We start from the raw sequence: 6,000 nt of genomic DNA on the forward strand, positions 1-6,000 counted from the left end.
CGGCCCTCTTACTGGCCGCTTTCGGTGGATTTGATAAACCCGGCAACGTCGCTGTGGAACTGCTTCAGGACCTCGTCGTTCACGTAAATCATGTGCCCGGCCTCGTAATAGTGGTAGCTGATGTTGGACTGGAGCGAATCGGGCATGGGCAGGTGGTGCATCTCGAAGATGCCCTCGAAGTACGGCGTCGCCAGGTCATAGTGGCCGCCTGCGAGAAAGACCTTCATCTTTGGGTTCGATTTCATGCGGTAGGCCAGGTCGGTCATCACATTCGTGCCCTGCTCGTGCGATCCGCCGCCCCCGCCGCCGAAGCGCCCGGGTAGGCGGTGATCCATGTTCCACGAAAAGTCGCCGCCCTGCCGTGCCGACATCAGGTAGGTGGACTGGAAGGCGTACTTCAGATCGTTATGCAGATAGCTGTTGATCGCTGTATTCCATGCAGAGGTGATGGCATCCGACTGCGGATCGTAGCTCGTGCTCTGGCTGAGTGGATCCATGTCGGGGCCCTGGTAGCGGGTGTCCAGGCGGCCGATCGTCGTGGTCTCATCGAGCTTCAGCGTCTTTGAGAATTCGCCGCCGTTGATGCGGAGGTTCGCGCGCAGGATGTAGTCCGTGGGCAGGCCGGTGTAGCCGTGCAGCTTCTCGGCAATAGCCTGCTTCTGCGCGGCAGGCAGTTCGGAACCCTGCAGCAGGGCGGCCATGTAGTCGGTGAGGGCGAAGTGCTGCACTTCATCGAGAAACGGCTTGAGCGCCCCCGGCTGGCTGGGCAGCTTATGGAAATACCATGCCGTCGCGGCATACGTCGGCAGCGCAAGCGCGTAAGGCTGGTCGACGCCTGGATTCTCCTGCGGGCCGTCGGCGGAATTGTCAAAGCTTAGGATCTGCGAGAGCAGGATGACGCCATTCAGGTCGACCGAGTTCAGGTCGGCGGCCAGTACCGCCGAGCGCGGCGTGCCGTAGCTCTCGCCGAAAAGGTATTTTGGCGAGTTCCAGCGATCGTACTTCGAGAGAAAGCGGCGGATGAAGCGCTCGAAGGCATGAGCATCGCCGTCGACGCCATAGAAAGCGTCAGCCTTGTTCTTGCCGAAGGTGCGCGAGAGCCCGGTCCCCGGCGCATCGATGAAGACGATATCGGCGACATCGAGGATCGAATACGGATTCGACACGATCGAGTATGGCGCGCCTTCCTTGTGCTCCGTATCCGGAGTCACGACGCGCTTCGGCCCGAAGGAACCCATGTGCAGCCACATCGTCGGCGAGCCGGGACCGCCGTTATAGGCGAACAGAATCGGCCGGTGCTCGGCAGCTGCATCCTTCTTGAAGTATGCGACGTAAAACATGCGTGCGGTGGGCGGCGCATCGTTCGGATTATCGGGGAGCTTCACACCGGAGTCAGGCAGAGGTTTGCCGTCGAAGCCGAGTGTGGCGTCCTGTGGATCGGTGCCTCCCACCGTGATGGTGCCGGCAACGGCGCGATAAGCGATACTCTGACCGCCGACCGTCACCGAGCCTTCGGTGGTCGAGTCTAAAGTCGTAGCGTCGGCTGAAGGCGCGGCGTGCGGACGATCCGCGTGCGGAGCGGGCTTGTCATCGGGTGTGTCCTGCGCGTAGATGCGGCAGGTGGGAGCGAGAACGGCAGCTGCAGCGAGGAGCGCAGGGAGCAGGCGACCGGCATGCCGGGGGGTGAACATCAGGGAACACCTCTGATTTTTTAGGATGTCCGAGAGTATAGCGGCTCAGCCCCGCGCCGCAATGCAGGAAATTCATTGTCTCTATTCACCGTCCAGCCCAAGCCCCGCGCGCAGGGTCCGGTCAACGCAGCGTGATGCTCTGCTCGAGTGGCAACGTCCGTGAATCCGAGCCTGCCTGGATGACATAGCTACCCGGCGCGAGCTGCCACGCCTTCTTCGCTTCATCCCAATATGTAAGCCGATCCTGCGGAATGTCGATACTCACGAGCTGATCCTCGCCAGGCTCGAGCGTGACCTGCTTCCAGGCAACAAGGCGGCGCGGCGGCTCTCCGAGATTCGCAGGCAGCGAGCTGTAGACTTGCGCCGTCTCCGTGCCAGTGCGCGCTCCGGCATTCTTCAGCCGGAAGCTAACGGTCAGTTGGGTGGATGATGATGATGATGAAGCTGGCTCGGCATGGAGATCGCTGTACGCGAAGTGCGTATACGAAAGGCCGTAACCAAAGGGAAAGAGTACAGGCTTATGCTGTGCGTCATACCAGCGATAGCCGACCTCAAGGCCCTCGTCGTAGCGCGTAGGGTATGACGGCAGGCCGGCGAGAAGCTTGCGTGACATTTTCGCCTCGTCACTCCAATCTTCCTGGGAAGCAGGCGGCGGCTCGACCAGCTTCGGATGAGGAAGATCAGCGTCGGCCATGGGGAAGGTCATAGGCAGCCGCCCCGAGGGGTTGACTGCGCCGAAGAGCACATCGGCGATTGCGTCCGCGCCGGAGGTGCCACCATACCAGGCCTCGAGAACCGCAGCAGACCTGGCAAGCCAGGGCATCAGCACCGGACCGCCCGTCTCAAGCACAACCACGGTGTGCGGGTTCGCCGCGGTGAGCGCCTCGATCAGCGCATCCTGCTTGTCCGGCAACGCCATGGTTGGAAGATCGACGCCTTCGGCCATCCACTGGTAGGCGAAGACAAGCACGATTTGCGCATCGCGTGCAGCCGCTGCCGCGCGGACGAGGTCGGTGCCGTCATCGAAGCGGACATCTGCGTGCGGAGCCGCGCGGCGCACAGCATCAAGCGGAGCATCGGGAAACCACACGGCCTTCTGCCAGTCTTCCTTGCGATCTTTGTCCGGGATATCGCCGATCGCGTTGCCGCCCGGCGGGTCCACCTGTGAAGATCCCCCACCGGAGATGCTGCCCCTATCGGCATTGCGGCCAATGACGAGGATCGTCTGTTTCTGAGCCGGATCAAGCGGAAGCACATCGTGCTCGTTGCGGAGCAGTACGATGCTCTTCTGCTCTACCTCGCGTGCGAACTGCGCATGGCGGAAGACATCAGGCACGCGCTTCTGCGGCGGATCATCGACGATGCCGGTCGCAAACATCGACCGCAGTATGCGGTGCACATGATCGTCCAGCTCGGCCTGCGAGATCTGCCCGCTCTCGACAGCCTTCTTCATCGCCTCTCCATAAAAGACGTTGCTTGGCTCTTCGTTGTCCAGTCCGGCATGCGATGCCGCAACGGTCGAATGCGTCGCCAGCCAGTCGGAGATAACGAAACCCGGATAATGCCATTCGCCCTTGAGGACGGTTTTGAGAAGGAAGGGATTCTCACATGCGTAGAGCCCATTGACGCGGTTGTACGCGCACATCACCGCGCCGGGCTGGCCAATCTCGATGCCGATCTGAAAGGCACGCAGGTCCGTCTCACGCATGGCTCGTTCGCCAATCTCGGAAGACACCGCATGCCGGCCGCTCTCCTGGTCGTTTACGGCGTAATGTTTGATGTGTCCTAGAACATGCTGCGACTGCACACCACGAATGGTGTAACCCACCATGGTTCCAGCCAGCAACGGATCTTCGCCCAGATATTCGAAGGTGCGGCCATCGCGAGGCTCACGTGTAAGGTTCACGCCGCCGCCAAGCGTCATGTTGTAGCCGAGATCGCGCAGTTCATCGCCGATCATCGCGCCATATTGCTGAGCAAGTGCAGTATTCCAGGATGCGGCCGCGGCAATATTTGATGGCAGCGCCGTAGAGTATCGGCCCATCGCATTCGAATACGCGACACCGCTGGCAGAGTCATCGATCTGCAGCCCCGGGAAGTCCTTATCTGCGAAGCCCGGCACATAGCCGGAACCTCCATTGCTGTCGCGTGCCAGCGGATCGGGCGGCCCGTCGTGTGGATCGCCGGTACCGTGTAGCAATTGGATCTTCTCGTCGAGCGTAAGCGCGTGCAGCAGCAGGTCTGCGCGCTGGTCGGCGGAGAGCGCGGTGTCCATCCATGGATGTTTGGGAATGGTGGACGTTGCCTGCTGTGCGGCAGCAGGCAGGACGAAAGCGACAGCGAGAAGCGCAGTGGCAAAGCAGGGAAGCGTCATGGGTGCGAATCCTATGCGGGAAGATGCGTATAGCTGTGCCGTGCGAAATAAAGCAGAACCCCGCTCGCGGCCCATACCGTACCGACGGTGAGTGCAAGGTGACCGAGATTGATCCAGAGAAAGCCGCAGGTAGCGAGACCGCCGAGCGCGAAGAGCACAGTCGGCCACTCGCGGCCTCGACCATGCCGCATGGCATGCACAGCGGCAGCAAGATTCACGCCCATAAATGCAAGCAGTGCGCCGTAGTTCAGCAGTTCGGTGCCGAGTTCATAGCTGAAGCTGAGCGCCCCGATGAGAGCGATCGCTCCAAGCAGAAGAACGTTGTTGCGCGGAACACGCGCACGGCTTGAGACTTCACCGAAGAAGCGGCGCGGCAATGCGCCATCCTGCCCCATGGCATAGAGGAGCCGCGCTGCGCCGAGCTGGGATGCCAGGCCGGAACCCATGTTCGCGAGCAGCAGCGTACCGTTGACGATAAGAAAGAGGAGCGGGCCTCCGAGTCGTTGCGCCACGTGGACATAAGCAGTGTCGACGTCAGGAAAGGCAGCGCCGCGCGGCCAGACGAGCTGCGCAAGGTAGACTTCGATGCTCGACAGAACGCCGGTGACAAGGCAGGTAAGCACGATGGCGCGCGGAATATCGCGCTGCGGGCGGACAGCCTCATCGCTCAACGTGGAGATGCCGTCGAAGCCGATGTAGGTAAGCACTGCGATCGAGGTGCCGCGGAGCAAGCCGCCTGTGTTCCACGTTTGCGGATCGTAGAACGGATGCGTAAAGAAGCCGGGCTCGGGGTGTTGAAGCTGTAGCAGCCAGCGAACAGCCTCGACGAGAATCAGCACGATCACCAGTCCCAGTGCGACCGCCATCCCGCGGTTGATCCGTGCGGAGGTTTCCACGCCGCGGCAGTTCAATGCGGTGAAGAGCACGGCAAAGAACGTCGCCATCAGCGGATAGGGGATGTGCGGGAGAAAGTTCATCGCCGCACGCGCGCACCAGATGGTGCAAATAAGCGGGTTCAGTACATAGTCGAGAATCAGGCACCAGCCAGTGACGTAGCCCAGTCCCGTGTGCAGCTCCTTGCCGACATAGAGAAAAGCCGATCCTCCCTGCGGATAGGCCCGCGCCATGCGGCCATAGCTGAAGCTTGTAAACAGCATCGCCACCATGGCAAGCAGGATGGCCGTAACAACATGGCCGCGCGCGGTGGCATAGATTACGCCGAAGGGTGGCATCGGCGCGGTGGGCTGCACAAGGATAATGCCGTAGAGAATGAGATCCCACAGCAACAACCGGCGGCGCAGGCCATGACCCGAGTCTGTCTGCGCCGCGCTGCTAGTTGCCATGTGCAGCAACCTTAACCGGGGAGATGTTCCATCCGGAGATTTCAATAACCGGGTGGTCTGAGGCGTGCGGCTCAGAGGCTTCTGGCAATTCGGCGATGAGCGTGGTCGATTCGCCCGGCGCAAGCTCAATCCAGTTATCAGACCAGAGGACAGGCGCGACCAAGCCCCCTTCAGGTGTGCGTGCATCCGCATGGACCTGGAAGGCGAGCGTCGTAGAAGAGTTGGTCAGAGTGACTTTGAGCGTGTGCTCGTTCGATACCTGCTCGACATGAGCCTCGATCTTCGCCGTCTGTAGGTGCGTAAGTGCGGTCAGATCCTCATAGCGCTGGGCGGGCGTGTGCGTATAGTCAGTCTGACCCCAGTCAAAGCTCGTAAGCGTGACAGGAACCCAGTAGAAGTTGCGGCTTACTTCTTTCCCCGTCGCATCGCTAAGGGTGAGTGAGACAAAGAGGATACGATCTGCGCCCTTATAGAGTGATTCCGGAAGCACAGAGAGCTGCTGAACACTGTCAGGTCCGAGACTCACCGTGCGATCGGCGGAGTAGACCTGCTTCCATTCAAGGTTATACACGCGGATCGCGGCGTGCAGCTC

3 protein-coding genes and 1 pseudogene are annotated in these 6,000 nt (G+C 61.0%); all 4 read right to left on the minus strand.

The genetic code is table 11. From position 1 onward, the window contains the following. Nucleotides 1-8: 8 nt before the first annotated feature. Nucleotides 9-1,691 (minus strand): S10 family peptidase, encoded by a 1,683-nt coding sequence (locus QM649_RS13695; protein WP_415199610.1) that lies wholly within the window; start codon nucleotides 1,689-1,691, stop codon nucleotides 9-11. Nucleotides 1,692-1,812: 121 nt separating this feature from the next. Then, on the minus strand, nucleotides 1,813-4,065 hold the full coding sequence (locus QM649_RS13700; protein ID WP_415199611.1) for a beta-glucosidase family protein: 2,253 nt from the start codon (nucleotides 4,063-4,065) through the stop codon (nucleotides 1,813-1,815). 11 nt (nucleotides 4,066-4,076) lie between these two features. After that, complete coding sequence (locus tag QM649_RS13705; protein ID WP_415199612.1) at nucleotides 4,077-5,408, minus strand: APC family permease; 1,332 nt, start codon at nucleotides 5,406-5,408, stop codon at nucleotides 4,077-4,079. Next, nucleotides 5,398-6,000: pseudogene (locus QM649_RS13710) on the minus strand (glycosyl hydrolase family 2); the annotation flags it as partial. The gene QM649_RS13705 and the pseudogene QM649_RS13710, both read right to left, overlap by 11 nt.

Source organism: Silvibacterium sp. (genome assembly GCF_047605705.1).
In the GTDB taxonomy this organism is placed as follows: Bacteria; Acidobacteriota; Terriglobia; order Terriglobales; family Acidobacteriaceae; genus Silvibacterium.

Coding starts and splice junctions, on each gene's coding strand:
- QM649_RS13695 (WP_415199610.1), bottom strand. CDS start 1,691: ATGTTCACCCCCCGGCATGCCGGTCGCCTGCTCCCTGCGCTCCTCGCT.
- QM649_RS13700 (WP_415199611.1), bottom strand. CDS start 4,065: ATGACGCTTCCCTGCTTTGCCACTGCGCTTCTCGCTGTCGCTTTCGTC.
- QM649_RS13705 (WP_415199612.1), bottom strand. CDS start 5,408: ATGGCAACTAGCAGCGCGGCGCAGACAGACTCGGGTCATGGCCTGCGC.